At 72.2% G+C, this 21,485-nt stretch carries 18 protein-coding genes and 1 pseudogene; 8 read left to right on the forward strand and 11 right to left on the reverse strand.

Annotation, left to right across the window (positions count from 1 at the left end; all coding sequences use genetic code 11):
• Positions 1–142: 142 nt before the first annotated feature.
• The 3 genes from ACFVH5_RS14640 to ACFVH5_RS14650 form a co-directional block, all read right to left on the reverse strand.
• Positions 143–889, reverse strand: coding sequence for a GntR family transcriptional regulator (locus ACFVH5_RS14640; RefSeq protein WP_385833991.1), 747 nt, complete (start codon positions 887–889; stop codon positions 143–145).
• Between the two features lie 159 nt (positions 890–1,048).
• The gene (locus tag ACFVH5_RS14645) at positions 1,049–2,224 is read right to left on the reverse strand and encodes a serine hydrolase domain-containing protein (protein ID WP_385833993.1); all 1,176 of its coding nucleotides are present in this window, start codon (positions 2,222–2,224) and stop codon (positions 1,049–1,051) included.
• Positions 2,225–2,423: 199 nt separating this feature from the next.
• The gene (locus tag ACFVH5_RS14650; RefSeq protein WP_385833995.1) at positions 2,424–3,392 is read right to left on the reverse strand and encodes an acetylxylan esterase; all 969 of its coding nucleotides are present in this window, start codon (positions 3,390–3,392) and stop codon (positions 2,424–2,426) included.
• A gap of 190 nt (positions 3,393–3,582) precedes the next feature.
• Between ACFVH5_RS14650 and ACFVH5_RS14655 the strand changes: the two genes are divergently transcribed.
• Positions 3,583–5,487, forward strand: coding sequence for a GAF domain-containing protein (locus ACFVH5_RS14655; protein ID WP_385833997.1), 1,905 nt, complete (start codon positions 3,583–3,585; stop codon positions 5,485–5,487).
• A 144-nt stretch (positions 5,488–5,631) separates the two neighbouring features.
• Here ACFVH5_RS14655 and ACFVH5_RS14660 read toward each other — a convergent pair whose 3' ends face one another.
• From ACFVH5_RS14660 to ACFVH5_RS14670, 3 genes are all read right to left on the reverse strand, one after another.
• On the reverse strand, positions 5,632–6,330 hold the full coding sequence (locus ACFVH5_RS14660) for a response regulator (protein ID WP_385833999.1): 699 nt from the start codon (positions 6,328–6,330) through the stop codon (positions 5,632–5,634).
• A gap of 130 nt (positions 6,331–6,460) precedes the next feature.
• Positions 6,461–6,925 (reverse strand): cyclic nucleotide-binding domain-containing protein, encoded by a 465-nt coding sequence (locus tag ACFVH5_RS14665; RefSeq protein WP_385834001.1) that lies wholly within the window; start codon positions 6,923–6,925, stop codon positions 6,461–6,463.
• A gap of 249 nt (positions 6,926–7,174) precedes the next feature.
• Positions 7,175–7,789: a hypothetical protein gene (locus tag ACFVH5_RS14670; RefSeq protein WP_385834003.1), complete on the reverse strand. Its 615-nt coding sequence runs from the start codon at positions 7,787–7,789 to the stop codon at positions 7,175–7,177.
• Positions 7,790–8,149: 360 nt separating this feature from the next.
• Between ACFVH5_RS14670 and ACFVH5_RS14675 the strand changes: the two are divergent.
• Positions 8,150–10,516 (forward strand): annotated as a pseudogene (locus ACFVH5_RS14675) (phosphoketolase); the annotation flags it as partial.
• Between the two features lie 109 nt (positions 10,517–10,625).
• A complete protein-coding gene (locus ACFVH5_RS14680) occupies positions 10,626–11,615 on the forward strand; it encodes a universal stress protein (protein ID WP_385834005.1) in 990 nt (329 codons plus the stop codon).
• 74 nt (positions 11,616–11,689) lie between these two features.
• On the opposite strand, the gene ACFVH5_RS14685 is transcribed toward ACFVH5_RS14680, so the two are convergent.
• Positions 11,690–12,409: a ferredoxin reductase gene (locus tag ACFVH5_RS14685; RefSeq protein WP_385834106.1), complete on the reverse strand. Its 720-nt coding sequence runs from the start codon at positions 12,407–12,409 to the stop codon at positions 11,690–11,692.
• Positions 12,410–12,521: 112 nt separating this feature from the next.
• The gene (locus ACFVH5_RS14690) at positions 12,522–13,127 is read right to left on the reverse strand and encodes a sulfite oxidase-like oxidoreductase (RefSeq protein ID WP_385834007.1); all 606 of its coding nucleotides are present in this window, start codon (positions 13,125–13,127) and stop codon (positions 12,522–12,524) included.
• A 254-nt stretch (positions 13,128–13,381) separates the two neighbouring features.
• On the opposite strand from ACFVH5_RS14690, the gene ACFVH5_RS14695 reads away from it, so the two are divergent.
• A complete protein-coding gene (locus ACFVH5_RS14695; RefSeq protein ID WP_385834107.1) occupies positions 13,382–14,302 on the forward strand; it encodes a zinc-binding alcohol dehydrogenase family protein in 921 nt (306 codons plus the stop codon).
• Complete coding sequence (locus tag ACFVH5_RS14700; RefSeq protein ID WP_385834009.1) at positions 14,299–15,027, forward strand: GNAT family N-acetyltransferase; 729 nt, start codon at positions 14,299–14,301, stop codon at positions 15,025–15,027. Before ACFVH5_RS14695 ends, ACFVH5_RS14700 begins: the two co-directional genes overlap by 4 nt.
• A gap of 54 nt (positions 15,028–15,081) precedes the next feature.
• On the opposite strand, the gene ACFVH5_RS14705 is transcribed toward ACFVH5_RS14700, so the two are convergent.
• On the reverse strand, positions 15,082–15,606 hold the full coding sequence (locus tag ACFVH5_RS14705) for a MarR family winged helix-turn-helix transcriptional regulator (RefSeq protein ID WP_385834108.1): 525 nt from the start codon (positions 15,604–15,606) through the stop codon (positions 15,082–15,084).
• Positions 15,607–15,865: 259 nt separating this feature from the next.
• Between ACFVH5_RS14705 and ACFVH5_RS14710 the strand changes: the two genes are divergently transcribed.
• The 3 genes from ACFVH5_RS14710 to ACFVH5_RS14720 all read left to right on the forward strand — a co-directional run bounded on the left by ACFVH5_RS14710 (position 15,866) and on the right by ACFVH5_RS14720 (position 19,647).
• Positions 15,866–16,666: a putative protein N(5)-glutamine methyltransferase gene (locus tag ACFVH5_RS14710; RefSeq protein WP_385834011.1), complete on the forward strand. Its 801-nt coding sequence runs from the start codon at positions 15,866–15,868 to the stop codon at positions 16,664–16,666.
• Positions 16,667–17,036: 370 nt separating this feature from the next.
• Positions 17,037–19,052: an FAD-dependent oxidoreductase gene (locus ACFVH5_RS14715; RefSeq protein WP_385834013.1), complete on the forward strand. Its 2,016-nt coding sequence runs from the start codon at positions 17,037–17,039 to the stop codon at positions 19,050–19,052.
• A 40-nt stretch (positions 19,053–19,092) separates the two neighbouring features.
• Positions 19,093–19,647 (forward strand): PadR family transcriptional regulator, encoded by a 555-nt coding sequence (locus ACFVH5_RS14720; protein ID WP_384809716.1) that lies wholly within the window; start codon positions 19,093–19,095, stop codon positions 19,645–19,647.
• A gap of 56 nt (positions 19,648–19,703) precedes the next feature.
• Here ACFVH5_RS14720 and ACFVH5_RS14725 read toward each other — a convergent pair whose 3' ends face one another.
• Together ACFVH5_RS14725 and ACFVH5_RS14730 are read right to left on the reverse strand one after the other, a co-directional pair.
• Positions 19,704–20,270, reverse strand: a complete 567-nt coding sequence (locus ACFVH5_RS14725; RefSeq protein ID WP_384809714.1) for a hypothetical protein — start codon at positions 20,268–20,270, stop codon at positions 19,704–19,706.
• 160 nt (positions 20,271–20,430) lie between these two features.
• A complete protein-coding gene (locus ACFVH5_RS14730) occupies positions 20,431–21,429 on the reverse strand; it encodes a fibronectin type III domain-containing protein (protein ID WP_385834016.1) in 999 nt (332 codons plus the stop codon).
• Positions 21,430–21,485 lie beyond the last annotated feature (56 nt).

Raw genomic sequence — 21,485 nt, forward strand, 5'->3', positions numbered from 1 at the left:
CAGGACGAGCCCCCAGAGGCGGGGGGCGCACCCGCCTCCCGCTGACCGCGGCACCCGCTGAGCGGCGCACCGGCCGACGGACCCCCCCGGTCACTGGGTGCGCCCGTCGGCCGGAGCCCCCGCACGGCTTTCCGGCCGGCCCCTACGACCCGTGCGGTTCGGCGACGGCCGGGAGCGTGAACTCGTAGACCAGTGCGTCCTGCTGGGCGTTCACCACCAGATCGGTGATCTCCAGGGGGCGGGCGTACTGGTCGTGCACCTGCCGCGTCACCCGCACCGAGTCGGCGTCAGCGGGCCCGGTGATGGAGTCGCGGTGGTGCAGGGTCAGCCCCGCCCGGCGCATCCAGTCGTACACGCGCCGCAGCTGGGCCGACGACGTACCGCCGGCGCGGTCGCGGTAGCGGGCGAGCTCCTCGACCTCGGCGAGCGCGACCGCCGAGAACGACGTCACCGCGGTCCGCCGCCCGTGCCCGTCCGGTGCGGCGGACTCGTAGCGGTGCACCAGCGTCGGCCGCCACGGGGCCAGTCCCAGCGCCGCCGCGTGCTCCGGCGGGGGAGTCTCCCAGGTCACGGTGGCCCGGTCGACGGCGCGGGACGGGGTCGTGTCGGCGCCGAGCGGAAAGCCGAGCGACGGGAGGTGCCCGACCGGCAGGCCGGGCAGCTTCGCATGGGTGCCGCGCCGGTCGGTGGAGACCAGGCCGTCCCGGCGAAGGATGTCCAGGGCCTGCCGGACCGTCTCCCGGCTCGCTCCGAACCGTGCGGCCAACTGCCGCTCGCCCGGAAGCCGTTCGCCGGGCGGAACGGATCCGTCGCGCAGGGCCCCGAGCAACTCCGAGGCGATCCGCGAGTACAGCGGCTGAGGGTCATCGTGCGTGGTGCTGCGGGCCATGTCCGCGCTCCCCTTGTGACAAGACGTAGCCGTGCGGTCGGTGGACCCGCGCTCCCGCGGCCTTGGTCATGGGGCCGGAGGACGCGGTTCCTCGTGAGCGACCATCTCTAGCATTGGTCTAAACCATGCTGGAAGTGCGCCCCGGCGGATCGGCCGGTTTCAGCCCGTCCGGCACCGCCCTCGGAGCGCGCCGTAGAGGGCGTCGACGAGCGCGGTCTTCCGTGGGTCGTCGGCGATGTGCGGACCCATCCGGTTCATGACGTACCCCAGGGATGCACCTGCCTCCGGGTCGGCCAGACCGCAGGAACCACCGAAGCCGTCGTGCCCGACAGCCCGGGGGTTGGGGCCGTAGGACTGGTGGGGGCCGCTGAGCCAGAGGCCCAGGCCGATCTCCGTCTCGCTCTCGAAACCGGCGCCCAGCACCAGGTCACGGCAGGCGCCCTGTCCCTCACGGACCCGCTCGGCGGCCTCGGGGGACAGAATGCGGTGCGCCCCGTACGAGCCCCGGCCGGCGAAGATCCCGTACAGCGCGGCGATCGCCCGGGCTGTGCCGTGGCCGTTGGCGGCCGGGAGTTCGGCGGCCCGCCACGCCGCCGTGTTGGCCTCGGGCGCGCCCGCCACCGGGTTCGTCAGCGTGGCCAGCGCCACCGGCGCCAACTGGCTGAAGATCGCCGCCCGCTCGCTGGGCTCGGCGGTCGGCGGATGCACCAGTTCGGCCGCGCGCCCGGCCTCCTCCTCCGGCAGCCCGATGCCGAAGTCGATGCCGAGGGGGCCGGTCACCTCGCGCCGCAGGAACGCGCCCGGCAGCAACCCCGAGACACGACGCACCACTTCACCCACCAGGAAGCCGTACGTCAGCGCGTGATAGCCCGACACCGTGCCGGGTTCCCACCAGGGCTCCGTCGCCGCGAGCCGCTTCGTGGTGAGCTCCCAGTCGTAGAGCTGCTCCAGCGAGTGCGGTTCGCGCAGCCCGGCGAGCCCCGCCCGGTGGGACAGCAGATGCCGTACGAGTACGGACTCCTTGCCCGCCGCGGCGAACTCCGGCCAGTACGCGGCCACCGGGGCGTCCAGGTCGAGCAGCCCGCGGTCGGCGAGGATGTGCGCGCACAGTGCGGTCGGTCCTTTGGAGGTGGACCACACGTTGACGAGGGTGTCCCGCCCCCAGGCCCGCGTCCTGGCCGCGTCGGCCCAGCCACCCCACAGATCCACGACGAGCTCACCACCCACGGTGACGGCCACCGCCGCGCCGAGTTCACCCCGGTCACGAAAGTTCTCTTCGAACGCACGCCGCACACCCACGAAACGATCCGCGCAGTACCCCTGGACCTGAACCATGACGCCTCCGTCCTCGAAACCCCGAAACCAGAGCCCCCCAAGGGGCGCGGGGAACGGCGCGCCGAGCCACGACGAACCCGCACCTACAAGCCCACCCTCACCCCCACCCCCCAAGGGGCGCGGGGAACGGCGCGACCAGCCACAGCCGACCCGCAGACACCCGACACCGACACCCGACACCCCTACAACAACAACCCGCTCAGAAATACCCCGGCAGCCAGGCCAACTTGGCCGCCTCCTGGTACGGCCCCCCACCCTCGTGGTCGTTGAAGTCGTACACCTCGATCCCCTTGTCGACATGCCCCCACGCATTGAACGCGGCGAACACCGTCGACGGCGGACACGTCTGATCCTCCAGCGCCGCGGAGAACAACGCAGGCGCCCGCCCCCGCCCAGCGAAGTGCACCCCGTCGAAGTACGACAACGTGCGCAGCACCGACTCGGTCCGCCCCCGATGCGTCTTCAGGTAGTTCCCGATCTCCCGATACGGATCCCGATCCGTCAGCCTCGTCGCACGCGGGTAGTCGCACAGGAACGGAACATCGGGCGCGACCGCCACAAGGTCCGGCACCAGCCCGCCCACCGCGATCGAGATACCGCCCCCCTGACTCGTACCGACGACCGCGGTCCGCGAGGCATCGACCAGCGGATGCGAACGCGCGGCCTCCACGGCCCGTACCCCGTCGGTGAACACCCGCCGGTAGTAGTAGTTCTCGGGAGCGTCGATACCCCGCGTCATGAACCCGGGGTACGCGGGCACGCTGCCCACCGGGTCGGGCGTGTCACCGCCACCGCCCCACGCACCGCCCTGCCCCCGCGTGTCCATCACGAAGTGCGCGAACCCGGCCGAGGCCCACAGCAGATGCGTGTGCGAGAGACCGCGTCCGCCGCCGTACCCGATGAACTCCACGACCGCGGGCAGCGGCCCGTCCGCCCCGGCGGGAAGGACCAGCCAGCCCCGCACCGGGTGACCGCCGAACCCGGCGAACGTGACGTCGTACACCGTGACGTTCCGCAGATGCGTCTCGACCGGCTCGAAGCGGGCGTCCAGGTCGTGCTCGCGTGCCTCCTCCAGCGTCTTTCCCCAGAAGGCGTCGAAGTCCTCGGGCTCCACGGACGCGCTGCGATAGTCCCGCAGCTGATCGAGGGGAAGGTCGAACAAGGCCATGGAGGACCGCCTTTGCTACGAATGAGGGTGCGGATGATCCACACCGTACGGGTGGTGCCCGAAGGCCGCCAGGCCATGCCGGCGGGCCCCGGCACGAGTGGCCCGACTCCACGATGCCACCGCCGCGTTCACCGGTTACGGTGAGAGACCGGGGGATGGCGTCTCGTCGGCTCCCGATGTGGAGGGGCCCATGGCCGGGGGCGGATACGGAAGCGGTGGGAGCGGCCACGGTGAAGTCGACCGTGGAGAAGTGGACCGTGGAGAAGACGGTCGTGGGGAGAACTGCGGTGGAGAGGGCCGTCGTGGAGCAGACGGCCGCGGCACCCGGGAGCAGGTGCCGAAGCTGCGGCTCGACGAACTGCTCGACGAGCTCCAGGGGCGTATCGAAACCGTCCGCGGCACCCGGGACCGGCTCCAGGGACTCCTGGAAGCCGTCCTGTCGGTGGGCCGCGAACTGGACCTCGCGCAGGTGCTGCGCCGGATCGTCGAGTCCGCGATCGTGCTGGTCGACGCGGAGTACGGCGCCCTGGGCGTCATCGGTCAGCAGCGACAGCTCGACCAGTTCGTGCCGGTGGGCATCAGCGACGAGAAACGGGCGCTGATCGGCGAACTGCCCTCAGGACACGGGCTGCTCGGCGAACTCATCCGGCACCCCGAGCCGCTGCGCCTCGCCGAACTCTCCGACCACCCGGCGTCCGCCGGCTTCCCGCCCCACCACCCGCCGATGCACACCTTCCTCGGCGTTCCGATCAGCGTCCGCGACACGATCTTCGGCAATCTCTACCTCACCGAGAAGCGCGGCGGCGGGGAGTTCGACCCGGAGGACGAGGCCGTCCTGTCGACGCTGGCCGTGGCGGCCGGCGTGGCCATCGAGAACGCCCGCCTCTACGAACAGGTCAGACTGCGGGAACGCTGGCTGGCGGCCGGCGCGGAGATCACCAGCGAACTCCTCTCGAACGTGCCCCAGGAACAGGTCCTGGAAGTGATGCTGGACCGTGCCCGGGAGATCACCGCGGCCGACCTCGGCGTCGTCGACCTGATCGTGGAGGGCACCGGCGATCTGCGCGGAGCGCTGGCGCGCGGCCGGCAGGCCGAGATGCATCTGGGCCTGCTGCTGCCCCGGGAGGGGACCTTCGCGGGCGCGGCGCTCACGGCGGGCACACTCGTCACCACGACGGACGTACGCAAGGACACGAGGATCACCTACGGACCCGACCGCTGGGACGGACTCGGTCCCGCCGTGGCCGTGCCCCTGGGGACGAACGACGGGCTGCGCGGCGTCCTGATGCTGGCCCGTGGCGCGGGCCGCCCGCCGTTCAACGAGCGGGAGACCATGTCGCTCCTCAACTTCGCGGGACAGGCCGCGCTCGTCATGGAGCTGGCGGACCGGCGGCGTGACGCCGAGCAGCTGAGCCTGCTGGAGGACCGCGACCGCATCGCCCGTGACCTGCACGACCTCGCGATCCAGCGGCTGTTCGCGACGGGCATGACCCTGCAGAGCGCACAGCGCTTCGTCCAGCATCCGCAGGCCGCCGACCGGCTGGGCCGGGCCGTCGACGACCTCGACGACACCATCAAGATCATCAGGTCCACCATCTTCGGCCTGCGCGCCCACGAGACGGCGGCCGAGGGGCTGCGGGTCCGGGTCGTGCGCGCCCTGGAGGAAGCGGCGGCGGTCCTGGGCTTCACCCCGTCCCTGCGCATGGAGGGGCTGCTCGACGTCGGCGTACCCGGTGATGTCGCCGAGGACGCCGTGGCCGTGGTGGGCGAGGCACTCACCAACGTCGCCCGGCACGCGAAGGCCACCGCGGTGGACGTCGCCCTCGTCGTGCGCGACGGCCACCTCACGCTCACCGTCACCGACGACGGCACCGGAATGCCGACCGGTGGCGACGGCCGCCGCAGCGGCCTGCGCAACCTCGCGGAACGAGCCCGACGCCGGTGCGGAGAACTGCTGCTGACGAATAGTCAGGCGTGTGAGGAGCGCGTCGACGGCGGGGGCGAGAGCGACGACAGAAGGGACAGCGGAGGCAGTGGTACGAGGCTGACGTGGCGGGTGCCGCTGGAAACCCACCGAACGCCGGAAACCCCGTGAGCGCCCGAAACGCCATGAACGACCGACCCGCCGTGAACGACCGGCGAGCCGCGAGAGCCTGACCCGTCGTGAACGACCGGCGAGCCGCCGGAGCCCGACGCGTCGTGAGCGGTGGGCGCCACTCGGCGCGCACGCGCTCCGACCTCACCGTTCGCCCTTCCGGCGAGGAGGCGGCAGCCGCGCCGCGAGCACCGCTGCCTGGATGCGCCGTTCCACGCCCAGTTTGGCCAGCAGCCGGGAGATGCCGTTCTTGACGGTCTTCTCGGAGAGGTAGAGCCGTTGGCCGATCTGCCGGTTGGTGAGCCCCTCGCCGATCAGGACGAGAAATTCGCGCTCGCGCTCCGTGAGGCCCGCCGGCCGTGCGTCGTCGGGGGCCGGGGCGTCGCCCGCCGGGGCCCGCAGCGTGTTCATGAGCCGTCCGGTGGTCGCCGGATCGAGCATCGACTGCCCTGCCCCGACCGTGCGGACCGCCGAGATCAGGTCGGAGCCCTTGATCTGCTTGAGGACGTAGCCGGCCGCCCCCGCCATGATCGCGTCCAGCAACGCGTCGTCGTCATCGAAGGACGTCAGCATCAGACAGGCCAACTCGGGCAGCCGCGAGCGCAGTTCACGGCAGACGGTGATGCCGTCGCTGTCGGGGAGCCGGACGTCCAGGATCGCCACGTCGGGCCGCAGCGCCGGTCCGCGTACCAGCGCCTGTGCGCCGGTGGCGGCCTCCCCGACGACCTCCATGTCGGGCTCGGCGTCCAGCAGGTCGTGCAGTCCCCGGCGCACGACCTCGTGGTCGTCGAGAAGGAAGATCCGGACCGGTGCGCCGCCGGGCGCGTTCTGACGGTCGGCCATGACCACGACTTCCTGGGGCTGGACTGGGCTGGACTGGACTGGGTTGGGCTGAGCAGAGCTGTGCCGTCCCGATCGAGCGTCGCGCACCGGGCGGGAGACCCGACAGGGCCGAACGGCCCCCTTCGGAGGCTCAGCGGGGAGCACCGCTGCTGTTGGCGGCGTACAGGTCGAGCAGCCGTGTGCGGGCGGCGTGCAGGCGCCGGGAGAGCACCCGTCCCACCCACTGCCCGACCGCAGTGCCGAGGGCGAGGTCGGACTGGCACATCAGACGTACGGTCGACGCGTCCAGCTCGTACGCCTCGACCGCGGACACGGCCTCCGCGCCCAGCTGCCACACATAGGGCGGGAACAGCCAGGACCAGCCGACGAGTTCACCGTGGCCGAGAGTGTCGATGACGGGGGAGCTGCGGCCGGGAACGCGCAGGTCGAGGGCTACGGTTCCGGTGCGCACGATCCAGAAGTGGTCCGCCCGCCCTCCTTCCTCGAAGATGCGTGTGCCCGGTGCGAACGACACCTCCCGTGCGAGCCGCATCAGGCGGTGCGTCTGCTCGGCGGGCAAGGCCTCGGACAGTCGGGGAGTGGAGGGTGCGAGCATGCGGGTCCCCTTTCTGGAGTGCCGCGAACACCGCGTCGGGACACCTCCAGGGTCCCGGGCGCCGCCCTCCGGGGACAGGGACCAACCGGTCCCGACAGGGGCCTTTAGGTCCCGTTCCAGGGCTGGTCGGCCCGCTCGTCATGGACGGACGGACCACTTTCGTCGCCGCCCGGCTCGTCGTCCTCACCGGCGCCCGGTCAGTTGCCTCCGTCTGCCTCCGTCGCCGTTCGGCCCGTCCCGCCCCGGCCGTCAGGTCCGGTCCCGCGCCCATTCGGGCCCGAAACGGGCCCACTCCCGCTCCCACTCGGCCAGCCGCCGACGCGCGGCGACCCGGCGTACCAGGGCGTGCAGGGCCAGTACGCCGGCCGCGGCCACCCCCGCGGCACAGGCGCCCACCGCCAGCGTGTGCTGCCGGACCACCGTGTCGCTGGTCGGCGCCGGGACGATCCGGTCCTGGCGGTCCAGCCAGATGTACGTGTGGTCGCCGACCCCGGCTCCGGCGTGCACCCGGGTCTCACCCGTACGCGCCCGCTCGCCCGGCTCCGACCAGCGGACGTTCACCCGTTTGACCGGCCGCCGGTCCCCCTCGCCGGTGGGCACGGAGGCGTACGACCCCTCGACGATCTCCGCCAGGACCCGGTGACGTTCGGCCCGCTGCTCCGCCGCCGTGGACCGCGCCCCCTCGTACGCCCACCAGCCCACCGCCAGCCCGGCCAGCGGCGCACCGGCCCACAGCACGACGGAGACGACCAGTGCGGTCCACGCCTCCACCACGTCCGTACGACGGCACAGCGGATTGTGGCGCCAACGCCGCCCGATCACCCGCGCCCGCTTCTCGCTCGCCCGCTGTTCCCGCGTCCGCATGTCCCGCCTCCTCAGCACCCGCGACCGTGTCGCGCCGCCCGAGCCACTGCCGTACACCGTGCGTGTGCCCCGTGTAGGCCGAACGGACCCTCCCAGGGGCCGGTTTGCCACTCCCGCCCGCTCGCCGGTCGGTGCGAACGTCACGAGGGTGCTCGTAGCAGGGCCCACCACCGGACATGACGGCCACCGCGCGGAGCGGGGGCCACCGACACGAACGGCCGAACAACCCGTCCTTCCACGACTGATCGGCGCCCCGTGTGGAACCCGCGTCCCACCCCCTCCGAACCATCGCAACTGCCGGAACCCCAGTAGTCCCAGTAGTCCCTGTAACCCCCGTAACCCTCGGAACAGGAGTCCCTCACCATGGCCAAGGACCGCATGGCGGCGCTCGACGCGCACTGGCGTGCCGCGAACTACCTGGCCGTCGGTCAGATCTACCTCCTCGGCAACCCGCTGCTGACCGAGCCGCTCACGGCCGCACACCTCAAGCCGCGGCTGCTCGGACACTGGGGCACCTCGCCCGGCCTCAACCTGGTGCACACCCATCTCAACCGTGTCATCGCCGAGCGCGACCTCGACGCGATCTGTGTGTGGGGACCCGGCCACGGCGGCCCCGCGGTCCTCGCCAACTCCTGGCTCGAAGGCAGCTACACCCAGACGTACCCGGACGTCACCCGGGACGCCGCCGGCATGGAACGCCTCTTCCGGCAGTTCTCCTTTCCCGGCGGAGTCCCCAGCCATGTCGCCCCCGAGACCCCGGGCTCCCTGCACGAGGGCGGCGAGCTGGGCTACTCACTCACCCACGCCTACGGGGCCGCCTTCGACAACCCGGACCTCCTGGTCACGTGTGTGATCGGGGACGGTGAGGCCGAGACGGGACCGCTCGCCGGTTCCTGGCACTCCAACAAGTTCCTCGACCCGGTGCACGACGGCGCCGTCCTGCCGGTCCTGCACCTCAACGGCTACAAGATCGCCAACCCCACCGTGCTCGCCCGGCTGCCGCGCGCCGAACTCGACGACCTCATGCGGGGTTACGGACACGACCCCATCCATGTGTCCGGCGACGACCCCCGTCGCGTCCACCGGGAGCTCGCGAAGGCGATGGACCAGGCGCTGGACCGCATCGCCGAGATCCAGCAGGGGGCCCGCGGCGGGAAGAGCGGGGGGTCGGCCGGCGGGCGGCCACGCTGGCCCATGATCGTCCTGCGGACGCCCAAGGGCTGGACCGGCCCGGCCGAGGTCGACGGGGAGCCGGTCGAGGGCACCTGGCGCTCCCACCAGGTCCCGCTGGCCGGCGTCCGCGAGAACCCCGAGCACCTGCGGCAGCTGGAGGCCTGGCTGCGCTCGTACCGCCCCGAGGAACTCTTCGACGCCGAGGGACGGCCCACCCGCCTCGTCCTCGACGCCGTGCCCGAGGGCTCCCGCCGCCTCGGCGCGAACCCGCACACGAACGGCGGTCTGCTGCTGAGTTCACTGCCCCTGCCGGACCTGGACGACTTCGCCGTGCCCGTGGACAAGCCCGGCGCGAGCACCCACGAGCCCACCCGGGTCCTCGGCGGCATGCTCGCCCGCATCATGGCCGACACGTCCGAGCGGCGGAACTTCCGGGTCGTGGGCCCCGACGAGACCGAGTCGAACCGCCTGGGCGCGCTGTACGAGGCGACCGGCAAGGCCTGGCAGGCCGAGACCCTCGACACCGACGAACACCTCGCCCGCGACGGCCGCGTGGTGGAGGTCCTCTCCGAACACCTCTGCCAGGGCTGGCTGGAGGGCTATCTCCTCACCGGCCGGCACGGTCTGTTCTCGTCGTACGAGGCGTTCGTGCACATCGTCGACTCCATGGTCAACCAGCACATCAAGTGGCTCAAGACCTCGCGGGAGCTGCCGTGGCGGGCACCGCTCGCCTCCCTCAACTACCTGCTGACCTCGCACGTCTGGCGCCAGGACCACAACGGCTTCTCGCACCAGGACCCGGGCTTCGTCGACCACGTCCTCAACAAGAGCCCGGAGGTCGTACGGGTCTATCTGCCGCCGGACGCCAACACGCTGCTGTCGGTCACCGACCACGCGCTGCGCAGCCGGGACTACGTGAACGTGATCGTCGCGGGCAAGCAGCCCTGCTTCGACTGGCTGTCCATGGAGCAGGCACGCGCCCACTGCGCCCGGGGCGCGGGCATCTGGGAGTGGGCCGGCACGGAGAACGGCAACCGCGAACCGGACGTGGTGCTGGCCTGCGCCGGAGACGTACCCACCCAGGAAGTCCTCGCCGCCGCCGCGCTGTTGCGCACCTATCTGCCCGACTTGGCGGTCCGTGTCGTCAACGTCGTCGACATCGCCCGGCTGATGCCGCAGGGCGAACACCCGCACGGGATGGCCGACTCCGAGTACGACGCCCTCTTCACCGCCGACAAGCCGGTGATCTTCGCCTACCACGGCTATCCCTGGCTGATCCACCGGCTGGCCTACCGGCGCACCGGCCACGCCAACCTCCATGTGCGCGGCTACAAGGAGTCGGGCACCACCACGACCCCCTTCGACATGGTCGTCCGCAACAGCCTCGACCGGTACCGCCTCGTCATGGACGTCATCGACCGCGTCCCGGGCCTCGCCGTGCGCGCCGCCGCCGTACGCCAGCGGATGACCGACGTGCACACCCGCCACGAGGCCTGGATCCGCGAGCACGGCACGGACCTGCCGGAAGTCGCCGAGTGGACCTGGTCCGGCTGACGGCGACCAACGACGAAGAGCGACGGCGACCAACGACGAAGAGCGACGGCGATCAACGACGACGAGAAGACGCAAAGACGCGCGTGACGAACCGGGAAGGGCCCGCACCATGAGAAAGGACATCCGAACCGTCACCGTGGGCGTCGACGGCTCCCGCGCCGGTCTCGACGCCGCCGACTGGGCGGCCCGCGAGGCCGAGCGCCGCCGTCTCACCCTGCGGCTGCTGCACGCGGGCGGCGAACCCACCGCGTCCGCGTCAGGGGCCGCGCCCGGATCCGTACCCCGTCCCCGCCGCTCCCGGGTACGCGTCCGGCCGGGCCCCGAGCTGTCGGCAGCCGCCGACAGCGAGCTCCAGCGGGGCATCCTCGACCGGGCCGCCGTGCAACTCTCCTACGCGCACCCGACGTTGCAGATCGCCGCCCGCCGAACGGACACGCCTGCCCTTCCGGCGCTGCTCGAAGCCGCCACGGAGTCCGAGACGGTGGTTCTCGGCTCACACGGCTTCGGCGGGTTCAGCGGATTCCTGGTCGGCTCGGTCGCACTCGCCGTCGCCGCGGGCGCCGCGTGTCCCGTGGTGCTCGTCCGCGCGGGCGAACTCCCCGTGGACGAGCGCGTACCGGCAGACACGGGCGACGACACCACCTCGCCCACCCGGACCCCGTACCTGCTGCCGGTCGTCCTGGGACTCGACCTGGAAGAACCGGCCGACGAACTCATCGGCTACGCCTTCGGCGCGGCCGGTGTCAGGGCCGCGCCCCTGCACGTCGTGCACACCTGGACTCTGCCGCCGCTGTCGCCGCCGTCGCCCCTGCGCGATGGTTCGGGCGGTGCGGGAGCGCCCGGCGACACGGCCGCGCGGCAGGACGCCAGGGAACAGTCCCTGGCGGCGGTCCTGGGACCGTGGCGGCACAAGTTCCCGGAGACCGAGGTCTCGGAGGAGGTCGTGTACGGGCATGCCGGCCACCATCTCCTGAAGGCGTCGACCAGGGCGGGGCTGCTCGTGGTCGGCCGGTCCGTGGCGGGCGACGGCCTCGGCCGGACTGCGCACTCCATGGTCCACCACTCCGCGTGCCCGGTCGCCGTGGTGCCGCACGACTGACGGCACCGGGTTCGGGGTGGGGTCACGGGCAGGCCCGCACTCTGGGCCGGGCTCGCGCTCGGGATTCGGAGCGGTCAGCCGAAGCGTTCGATCCGGATGCGGTCCACCGGCTGGCCCGCGTCCACCAGCAGCCGCGAGGCATGCTCGGCGAACCCGTTCGAGCCGCACACATAGGCTTCCCACCCACCATCGGGCCCGTCGGCCAGGAGCCGCGCCACATGTGCGGCCGCCACACGGCCCACGGCCACACCCTCAGGGGCGCTGCGCGTGAACACCGGGGTGGTCTCGGCGCCGTACTCCGACGCGTAGATCAGTTCCTCGGGACCGCGGGCCGACACCAGCAGCCGCAGGGGCACCGTCAGGTTCCGCGCACGGTGGTGGCGGAGCATCGACATCAGCGGTACGACACCGGAGCCCGCGCCGATCAGCAGGGCGGGCCGGTCGCCGGGCCAGGCGAAGAACCCGCTGAGCGGTCCACGCAGCTCTACCTCGTCGCCGGGCTTGGCGACCGTGTGGAACCAGCCGGACACCTCACCGCCGTCGACGTGGTCGAGGGTGAGTTCGACGTGTCCGTCGTCCTCGGGGGGCGAGGCGATGGAGTAGTGCCGCTGGGCGACGTAACCGTCCTCGGCCCGCAGCCGGAGCATCAGATGCTGGCCGGGCAGATGACCCGTCCACTCGGGCACGGCGAACCGGAAGGTCGCCGCGTGCGGGGTCTCCCTGCGGATCTCGGTGAGGGTGGCGCGCTGCCAGGTGGCCGCGGCGCGGTTGCTCACGGCGATCCGGCCGGGCACCGCGAACCGCGTCGAGGGCACGGAGGCCGCCGAGGACAGAGGGGTCGTCGAGACCAGGGAGGCCAGGGAGGCCGTGGAGGACGCGGAGGATATCGAGGACATGGAGGTCGTCTCAGTCACCGGAGTAGCGCTGCTCTTCCCAGGGGTTGCCGCGGTGGTGGTAGCCGTTCTGCTCCCAGAAACCCGGCTCGTCGTGGTCCAGGAGCCGGATGCCGGCGATCCACTTGGCGCTCTTCCAGAAGTACAGGTGCGGCACGATCAGCCGTGCCGGGCCGCCGTGCTCGGCGGGCAGCGGCTGGTTCCCGTACTCCCAGACGATCCAGGCCCGTCCGCCGGTCAGATCGGCGAGCGGCAGGTTCGTGGTGTAGCCCGTGTGCGAGTAGGCGACCGCGTGGGTGGCCTCGGCGGTCGGGCGGGCGAGATCGAGGAACGCGTCGAGCGACACGCCCGCGAACCGCACCCCGAACTTCGACCAGCTCGTCACGCAGTGGATGTCGCCCTCGTAGGCGGACGGCGGCAGCGCGTGCGCCTCGTCCCAGGACCAGGTGCGTTCCTCGGCGACGAGCCCGTCGACGGTGAACGTCCACTGCGAGGTCGCCAGCTCCGGCGTGACCTCCGCGGACAGGACGGGCCAGTCGTCGCGGGCGTCGTACTGGCCGGGCGGCAGTCCGTCGTTGCGGACGCGCGGGCGCCCGGCGAAGCCCCGGGTGACGTTCATCGGGTCACGTTCATGCGAGTGGTGCCTCCAGGCCGGCCGGACGGCGGCCCTTGATCGTTGCGTACGCCCTCCACGGTACCGGGCCCGCCGGGGGCACCCCACCGGGGATCATTGCCGCCGTATGAACACTCGCCGGGTCCGGACGCTTCCGGGAATAGCCGCACCCGCGATCTTCCTTGCCGATAGTGCCCAGCCAGTAGCCGGCCGGCTTCCGGCCGGTGCCCCCATCGGCGTGAAGGAGAGTGACGGAGCAGATGCCCAAGGCGTACGTCTTCACCCAGTACGGCGGTCCGGAGACCGAGGCCCTCGTCGAACAGGACCGGCCGAGCCCCGGACCCGGCCAGTTGCTGGTCGCCGTCCGGGCGGCGGGCGTCAACCCGGTCGACTGGAAGCAGCGCACCGGCTACCAGCGGCCGGGGCAGCAGCGGCGTGAGCTGCCCGCCGTCCTCGGCAACGAGGCCGCAGGTGTCGTCGAGGAGGTCGGCGAGTCGGTCACGGGCTTCGCGGTCGGCGACGAGGTCTTCGGCAACCCCGTGGCCGGCGGCTACGCCCAGTACGCGCTGTTCCCCGTGGCCGTGACCGCGCACAAGCCCGCCGGTGTCTCCTTCACCGACGCGGCCGCCCTGCCCGTCGCGGCGGCCACCGCCTACGACGGGGTACGCCAGCTGGCCCTGCCGACGGGCGCGACCCTGCTGGTCACGGGCGTGGGCGGCGGTGTGGGTGTCGCGGTCGCGCAGATCGCCCGCGCCGACGGACTGAACGTCATCGGAGTGGCGAGCGCCGGCAAGAAGGACCTGGTCGAGTCGCTGGGCGCCGCGCACGTGCCGTCCGGCCCGGACTTCGCCGAGGGCGTGCGGGCCCTGGCGCCCGACGGCGTGGACGCGGTGTACGACCTGGTCGGCGGCGAGGTCCTGGAGGCCGCGGCCGAACTGGTGAAGGACCGCGCCAAGCTGATCACCGCGGGTGGCAAGGACATCGTGGAGGGACTGGGCGGCTCACCCGTCGTACGGGCCCGTACCGCCGCGGTGCTCGACGAGGTGGTCCGGCTCGTCGTCGACGGCAGGCTCGACCCCCTGGTGACGCGGACGTTCCCCCTCGAAGAGGCCGCCGACGCACTGCGTACCGTCGAGGAGGGCCACGCCCGCGGCAAGGTCGTGATCGAGGTCGCGGGATGAGCGGCACGCCCCACATCCTGGACAACCCCGCGCGGGCCTCGCTGACCGGTCCGCACGCCCACTTCGCCGAACGCCGCGGCCGGGTGTTGCGCTACCCCGCCGACGTGTCGCCCTGGCTGGCGCTGCCCGACGACCCCGGCGCCGACGACTGGGCCGACGTCGCGGCGCTCGCCGGGCCCGGCAACGAGATCGCGCTGCCCGGCTTCCGCGGGGAGATCCCGGAGGGCTGGGAGATCACGTTCCGCGGGGAGGGCGTCCAATTCGTCGACGACGGCCTGGCCGCCGCGCCGGACCCCGAGGCCGTACGGCTGGGCCCCGCCGACGTACCGGAGATGCTGGCCCTCGTGGAGCGGACCAGACCGGGCCCGTTCCTGCCGCGCACGGTCGAACTCGGCACCTATCTCGGCATACGCCGGGACGGGGCCCTGGTCGCCATGGCGGGGGAGCGGCTGCATCCGCCCGGCTGGACGGAGATCAGCGCGGTCTGCACCGACGCCGCCGTCCGCGGCCAGGGCCTGGCGACCCGGCTGACGCTTGCGGTCGCACACGTCATACGCGCCCGGGGCGAGACCCCGTTCCTGCACACGGGCGCGGACAACACCACTGCCGTCCGCCTCTACGAGTCACTGGGCTTCCGGCTGCGACGCAGGACGAAGTTCCTGGCGGCGCGGGTACCGGAGCGGCCGGACCGGCTGGAGGACGGGCGGGTGGTGGCGGTCGGCTGAGGGGCGGGGAGCCCACCGGGGTCGGGGGCCCTGGGCCGCGTGCTCGGGCGCCGCTCAGCCGCTCGGGGGCGGGCCGTCCGGACGCGCGGTCACACCTGGGCCCGGACCCGGACCCGGACGTGAGTCTGGGCTCGGGCCTGTGTGCGGGTCGATGCCGGGTCCCGCCGCGTTGTACCGCAGCAGATAGCCCGCGAACCGTCGCAGATCCTCCTCGGGCCAGCCCGCCAGCCGCTCACGGAAGGCCACCCGGCGGCTCGCGGTCACCTGCGCGAGGATCTCCGTCCCGGCCGCCGTGAGATGCAGTACCTGGACACGCTGGTCCTGCGGATCGGACCGCCGCTCGATCAGCCCGGCGCCTTCGAGGGCCGACACCTGGCGGCTGACCGTGGACTTGTCGAGGGCGTAGTGCGCGGCGAGATCGGTGGCACGGCAGCCGCCGCGCTCCTCCAGATGACCGAGCAGCGTGTACGAGACCAGGGACAGCTCCGGGTGCAGACGGCCGGCCGAGGCCCGAGCGCGGCGGGCGAAGGCCGTCATCTCGTGGTGGATGGTCTCGATGGCGACGTCGGCTGCGGACACGGATGCGTTCACGGGGCTGCCCTTTCACTGATGGTTGCACGCTACAACCATCAATTGCATGAGGCAATCAGAAGGCCGGCGTGTAATGTTGCCGTCCGGCTGGGAACTGCCCCTGCCATGTCGGACCAAGGAGGTGAGCCCCATTACCGCTGTGTCAGCTCGGGTGCTCCCGCCTCGTGGCCTCGTCGGCATCAGGTGACCTAGGCCCTGTCGGCCTCGGAGAGCGCCCTTCGGTTTCCCGAAAGGCTCCTCGGCTTCCATGCCACCTTCTTACGTCCATGTCGTCACCGCGCTCCGCTCCGCGGGCTGTGTCTTCGCGGAGGACGAGGCACGACTCATCCTCTCCGCCGCCCGTACTCCGGCCGAACTCACCGCCATGGTGGACCGCCGTGCGGCGGGCCGGCCTCTTGAACACGTCCTGGGGTGGGCCGAGTTCAGCGGTCTGCGGATCGCGGTGGAACCCGGCGTCTTCGTGCCGCGCCGCCGTACGGAGTTCCTGGTCGGGCAGGCCGTCCGGCTCGCCCGCGCTCTACCCTCCGAGGCACCGGTCGTGGTGGACCTGTGCTGCGGCTCGGGGGCGGTGGGCGCGGCGCTCGTGGCGTCGCTTCCCGGCGCGGAGCTGCATGCCGCCGACATCGACCCCGTGGCCGTACGCTGCGCGCGCCGCAACGTCGGCGGACGCGGCCGGGTCTACGAGGGCGACCTCTTCGGGCCGTTGCCGCGCGGTCTGCGCGGGCGGGTCGGGGTCCTGGCCGCGAACGTGCCGTACGTGCCCACGGGCGAGGTGGGGCTCCTGCCGCCGGAGGCCCGCGACCACGAACCGCTCGTCGCGCTCGACGGGGGAGGGGACGGGCTCGACGTCCTGCGCCGCGTGGCCGCGGAGGCGCCGGCGTGGCTGGCGCCCGGGGGGAGCCTGCTCGTCGAGACGAGCGAACGGCAGGTCGGGCGGGCTGTCGAGATCTTCGAGGCGGCGGGCCTGGTACCGCGAGTGAAAACCTCGGAGGAGCGAGGCGCCAACGTCATAGTCGGCCAACGCCCACACGGAGGGGTCGCGGACTGACCGCGCCGGCAAAAAACCTGGGGGCGCACCGGCGGTCTGTCGGCTGCGGTCCGGCGGGGGCTGGCAGCGCAGTTCCCCGCGTCCCTAAAAGACAACACCACCCCTGAGCCCCGCACCTCCTCAGGGGCGCGAGGAACGGCGCGTGCAACGACAACGCTCCCGCAGGTCAGATCCCACCCGGGCCCCCACCCTCCAAGGGGCGCGGGGAACGGCGCGACCAGCCCCCACGGACCCGCACCCGCAAGCAACCCCCAACACGCCCCGCCGAGAGTCCCTCGTCACAAAGACCCCCCACCCTTTTGCAACTAGTTGCATAAACCCCCGGGCGTCGTCTACAACCATGGGGACGACGCCGCGCACGGAGGGGCCAATGACCCACTACCCACACCTGCTGAACCCGCTGAACCTCGGCTTCACCACCCTGCCGAACCGCGTACTCATGGGCTCCATGCACATAGGCCTGGAAGAGGCAGAACACGGCTTCACCCGCATGGCCGAGTTCTACGCGGCCAGAGCCCGCGGCGGCGTAGGCCTCATCGTCACCGGCGGCATCGCCCCCAACGAAGCGGGCCGCCCCTACGAAGGCGGCGCCAAACTCACCACCGAGGCAGAAGCGGAACAGCACGCCGAGATCACCGCCGCGGTACACCGCGAAGGCGGAAGGATCGCGATGCAGATCCTCCACTTCGGCCGCTACGCCTACCACCAGGACCTGGTCGCCCCCAGCGCACTCCAGGCCCCCATCAGCCCCCACGCCCCCCGCGCCCTGACGGACGACGAGGTCGAGCAGACCATCGACGACTACGCCAGGACGGCCCGCCTCGCCAGGAGCGCGGGTTACGACGGCGTGGAGATCATGGGGTCCGAGGGCTACCTGATCAACGAGTTCATCGCCGCCCGGACCAACGAGCGCGACGACCGCTGGGGCGGCAGCTACGAGAACCGCACGCGGTTCCCCCTCGAAATCGTCCGCCGCGTGCGCGAAGCCGTCGGCGACGACTTCATCATCGTCTACCGTCTGTCGATGCTGGACCTGGTCACGGGCGGCTCCTCCCTCGACGAGGTGATCTCCCTCGCCAAGGCCGTGGAGGCTGCGGGCGCGACCATCATCAACACCGGCATCGGCTGGCACGAGGCACGCATCCCCACCATCGCGACCTCGGTGCCGCGAGGCGCGTACGCCTGGGTCACCAAGAAGGTCATGGGCGCCGTGTCGATCCCGCTCGTGACGACGAACCGCATCAACACCCCGGAACTGGCGGAGCAGTTGCTCGCGGACGGCCACGCGGACATGGTGTCGATGGCCCGCCCGATGCTCGCCGACCCCGACTTCGTCAGCAAGGCGAAGGCCGGCCGCCCCGAGGCCATCAACACCTGCATCGGCTGCAACCAGGCCTGCCTCGACCACACCTTCGGCGGCAAGATCACCTCCTGTCTGGTGAACCCGAGGGCCTGCCACGAGACGGAACTGGTCCTGGCCCCGACCCGTACCCGTAAGCGCATCGCCGTCGTGGGCGCGGGCCCGGCCGGACTGGCCTGCGCGGTCAGTGCCGCCGAACGCGGTCACGACGTCACCCTGTACGACGCCGCGGCCGAGATCGGCGGCCAGCTCAACGTGGCCCGCAAGGTCCCCGGCAAGCAGGAGTTCGACGAGACGATCCGCTACTTCCGTACGCAGCTCGAACTGCACGGCGTGGACGTCCGGTTGAGCACCCCGGTGTCCGACGGCGACCTCGCCGCGTACGAGGAGGTCGTCGTCGCCACGGGCGTCGGCCCGCGCACGCCCGACTTCCCCGGCGTGGACCACCCCAGCGTCGTCGGTTACCTCGACGTGCTGCGCGACGGCGCCCCCGTCGGCGACCGGGTCGCGATCCTCGGCGCGGGCGGCATCGGCTTCGACGTCGCCGAGTACCTGACCGACAGCGGCGACAAGGCGAGCGAGGACCCGGCGACGTACTTCCGGCACTGGGGCGTCGACATGGACTACCGGACACCCGGCGGCCTCGGCGCCCCCGAGCGGCCCGCCCCGCCGCGCAGCGTCCACCTCCTGCAGCGCAAGGCGTCCAAGGTCGGCGCCGGGCTCGGCAGGACCACGGGCTGGATCCACCGCGCGGAGCTCAAGCACCGCGGAGTCACCATGGTCCCCGGCGTCCGGTACGACCGTATCGACGACGCCGGACTGCATGTCACCGTCGACGGCGAGAGTTCCGTCCTGCCGGTCGACACCATCGTGCTCTGCACGGGCCAGGAACCACGCCGCGACCTGTACGAGGCACTGCGCGCCGCGGGTCGCAGCGTGCACCTCATCGGCGGCGCCGACGTGGCGGCCGAACTGGACGCCAAGCGGGCCATCAAGCAGGGCACCGAGCTGGCGGCGGCGCTGTAGGCCGCCGGACCCCGCCCGGACCCGTCCCTAGGATGACCCCATGTCACTCCCGCACGCGATCCTCACTGCCCTGCTTGAGAAGCCGTCGTCGGGGCTGGAGCTGACCCGCCGCTTCGACAAGTCGATCGGCTACTTCTGGTCGGCGACGCATCAGCAGATCTATCGCGAGCTGGGAAAGCTGGAGGCCGAGGGCTCCATCAGGGCCCTCGCCTCGCAGCAGCCGGCCCGCGGGCAGAAGAAGCGGTACGAGGTCCTGCCGGCGGGCCGCGCCGAACTGGCCCGCTGGACCGCCGCGTCCCAGGACCCCAAGCCGCTGCGCGACACACTGCTGCTGCGGCTGCGCGCGGCGGCGGTGGTCGGCACCGCGGGCATCGGGGAGGATCTGCGCCGCCATCTCGACCTGCACCGGCGGCAGTTGGCGGAGTACGAGGAGATCCAGGAGCGCGACTTCCCGCCCGGCAAGGACGCTCCCGCGGACCGGCTCCAGCACCTCGTCCTGCGGGCCGGGATCGACCTGGAGACCTTCTGGACGGGCTGGCTCACGCACGCGCTGGAGGAGTTCGACCGCATCCCGGCCGAGGGCTCCACACCCTGACCGGCCCGGTCACAGTCGGCCCGGTCACAGCCGACGAGGTCGAAGGTGCGCCCCTGTCACAGGCGGTTCGGCTTGGAGCGCCGGCGCAGGACCCAGACGGTGGCCCCGACCCCGGCGGCCACCAGGACCCCGCCCGCCGCGTAGGTGACGGTGCTGTAGTCCTGACTGGTGCTGCCCATACCGCCCATCACCCCGCGCGACGGTGACGCCGTGGCCGTTGCCGTCCTCGTCGCCGAGATCGTGGGGGTCGAGACCGGCGAGACGGTGACGGACTGCGTGCCCGCCGTCGACCCGTCGGCGCACACCACGATGACGGTGTACGTACCGGAGGTGACGCTCGACCAGGCGGCGGACTGACTCCCGCTGGTCCCGGACAGGGTCACCTGGCGCCCCTGCGCGAAGTTCGCCTGACCGCTGGAGAGCAGCGAGGCGTTCCCCATCGATCCGTTGGACCTGGTGACGCACGCGGCCGTGGTCACCTGCACCGTCCCGCCACTGGTGGTCACGTTGATCCCCGTGGCCGCCGCGGCGGCCACGCCGGGCATGCCTGCGGTGAGGGCCAGCGGCAACGCGGCGACCGCCACGGCCTGCCCGGAGCGGACGAGTGTCTGAGTGATACGCATAGGACTGCCCTCCAGCGGCACGGTGGCGGTACATCCCATGAGCCGCCGAGGGTCGGGAACGACCGTGCTGCCTTCGGACCGAGCCAATGCGACGGCCACCGTTTCCGCATGTGGGCCGGGACCGTACAGGTGAACAATTGCCGTGGTGTGCGGCTCTTCCTCACGACTTCCCGGTCGTCACCGTCCGCTCCGCAGAGAAGGCGCCCCACGTGCCGTCCGGCAGCTTCGCCCGGATCCGTACCCGCTGGGTGAGCCCGGCCTCCCGGCCCACGTAGAAGCTGTACGTCGCCCTGCCGGGCGGAGGGGCCGCGCCCCAGACGAGCGAGGTGACCGGCTTCCGGTCGAGCTGGATCTGGTACTCCGTGATCACCCCGTCCACCTTCGGCTGGGTCCATGACAGGTCGAGGTAGTACGCCCCGTCCTTGCGATGCGTGGCGGCACGGAACGCGGCGGGCGCCATGCCCGTCCCGGTGCCCGCGCCCTTCGCGTCGTCGGGGCCCGCAGCGGTGGTGATCCGGACGGCCGCGCTCGCGGGCGAGACGTTGTCCGCCGCGTCGCGCGCCCGGACCGTGAAGGAGTAGCGCGTCCCCGGCCGCAGCCCGGTGACCACGGTCGCCGTCTGGGCACCGCCCACACTGTGGATCTTCGTGTCGCCCTGATAGACGTCGTACGAGGCCACGCCCACGGCGTCCGTGGACCGGGTCCAGGACAGTTGCGCGGCCCGGCTCCCGACCGCCTTCCCGCCGGGGCGCTCCGGGCGGCTCGGCGCCCGCTCGTCGGCGGCGGTCGCGGCGGGCGTGGTGGCCCGGACCCGCTCGCTCGGCGGCCCCAGCCTGCCGTCGGCGTCCCGGGCCCGCACGGAGAAGGCGTACCGGGTCGACGGCTTGAGCATGGTGATGTCCACCATGTACTCGGAACCGGGCACTTCCTTCACCTTTGTGGTGCCGCGATACACCTCATAGCGGGTTACCGCCGGTTTCCCCGAGGCTCGGTTCCACATGACATGGACGCTGGTCGCACTGCCCGCCGCCGCCGTGACCCCGGCCGGGGCGCCCGGAGGCCGGTCGTCCTCGCCCGGGCCCTGCCCGGTCCGACCGCAGGACACCATCGTGAGCAGCGCGCCGCAGACCACGGCGGCTCGCAGGAGTACGCGTCGCACAGCCCTGCCCTCCCTCGACGTTTCCGCAACGAGATTGGTCCGGACCAATATGGCGT

It is taken from the genome of Streptomyces sp. NPDC127119, from assembly GCF_042677425.1.
GTDB lineage: Bacteria > Actinomycetota > Actinomycetes > Streptomycetales > Streptomycetaceae > Streptomyces.

What these genes read in the sequence shown, in the direction of transcription:
- ACFVH5_RS14665 (WP_385834001.1), bottom strand. Translation starts at nt 6,925, where the DNA reads ATGCTCGCACCCTCCACTCCCCGACTGTCCGAGGCCTTGCCCGCCGAG.
- ACFVH5_RS14695 (WP_385834107.1), top strand. Translation starts at nt 13,382, where the DNA reads ATGCCCAAGGCGTACGTCTTCACCCAGTACGGCGGTCCGGAGACCGAG.
- ACFVH5_RS14655 (WP_385833997.1), top strand. Translation starts at nt 3,583, where the DNA reads ATGGCCGGGGGCGGATACGGAAGCGGTGGGAGCGGCCACGGTGAAGTC.
- ACFVH5_RS14650 (WP_385833995.1), bottom strand. Translation starts at nt 3,392, where the DNA reads ATGGCCTTGTTCGACCTTCCCCTCGATCAGCTGCGGGACTATCGCAGC.
- ACFVH5_RS14660 (WP_385833999.1), bottom strand. Translation starts at nt 6,330, where the DNA reads ATGGCCGACCGTCAGAACGCGCCCGGCGGCGCACCGGTCCGGATCTTC.
- ACFVH5_RS14720 (WP_384809716.1), top strand. Translation starts at nt 19,093, where the DNA reads ATGTCACTCCCGCACGCGATCCTCACTGCCCTGCTTGAGAAGCCGTCG.
- ACFVH5_RS14700 (WP_385834009.1), top strand. Translation starts at nt 14,299, where the DNA reads ATGAGCGGCACGCCCCACATCCTGGACAACCCCGCGCGGGCCTCGCTG.
- ACFVH5_RS14725 (WP_384809714.1), bottom strand. Translation starts at nt 20,270, where the DNA reads ATGCGTATCACTCAGACACTCGTCCGCTCCGGGCAGGCCGTGGCGGTC.
- ACFVH5_RS14680 (WP_385834005.1), top strand. Translation starts at nt 10,626, where the DNA reads ATGAGAAAGGACATCCGAACCGTCACCGTGGGCGTCGACGGCTCCCGC.
- ACFVH5_RS14640 (WP_385833991.1), bottom strand. Translation starts at nt 889, where the DNA reads ATGGCCCGCAGCACCACGCACGATGACCCTCAGCCGCTGTACTCGCGG.
- ACFVH5_RS14670 (WP_385834003.1), bottom strand. Translation starts at nt 7,789, where the DNA reads ATGCGGACGCGGGAACAGCGGGCGAGCGAGAAGCGGGCGCGGGTGATC.
- ACFVH5_RS14645 (WP_385833993.1), bottom strand. Translation starts at nt 2,224, where the DNA reads ATGGTTCAGGTCCAGGGGTACTGCGCGGATCGTTTCGTGGGTGTGCGG.
- ACFVH5_RS14690 (WP_385834007.1), bottom strand. Translation starts at nt 13,127, where the DNA reads ATGAACGTCACCCGGGGCTTCGCCGGGCGCCCGCGCGTCCGCAACGAC.
- ACFVH5_RS14715 (WP_385834013.1), top strand. Translation starts at nt 17,037, where the DNA reads ATGACCCACTACCCACACCTGCTGAACCCGCTGAACCTCGGCTTCACC.
- ACFVH5_RS14710 (WP_385834011.1), top strand. Translation starts at nt 15,866, where the DNA reads ATGCCACCTTCTTACGTCCATGTCGTCACCGCGCTCCGCTCCGCGGGC.